The following is a 225-nucleotide window of genomic DNA, read 5'->3' as shown; positions in this document are numbered from 1 at the left end:
AATGGTGCAGCTGATCGTAGCTGCCCGAGGCAAGGCGTTCTGCCATCGGCTGAATGCTCTTGCGATCACCAGGGCCGATCAATCCCGCAACGTACAGTGGACACATCCGCTGCCGGGTCTTGTGACCCAGCCGGTCCAAGAACGGCATCAGCCAGCGTTCGAGCTCGTCTTCCCATCCCGCCATGGTCAGCCCTCCAAGAGCCGACCACCCATGAATCATTGAAA

General features: G+C 59.6%; 1 protein-coding gene. It reads right to left on the bottom strand.

From position 1 onward, the window contains the following. Nucleotides 1-220: transposase (locus FNJ47_RS55830; protein WP_163163901.1), on the bottom strand; the 220-nt coding region annotated here is incomplete at its 3' end. Between the last annotated feature and the right edge of the window lie 5 nt (nt 221-225).

Source organism: Bradyrhizobium uaiense (assembly GCF_010811875.1).
Lineage (GTDB): Bacteria > Pseudomonadota > Alphaproteobacteria > Rhizobiales > Xanthobacteraceae > Bradyrhizobium > Bradyrhizobium uaiense.
The sequence above is the reverse complement of the archived record's forward strand: the minus strand, read 5'-3'. Positions and strand labels throughout refer to the sequence as shown.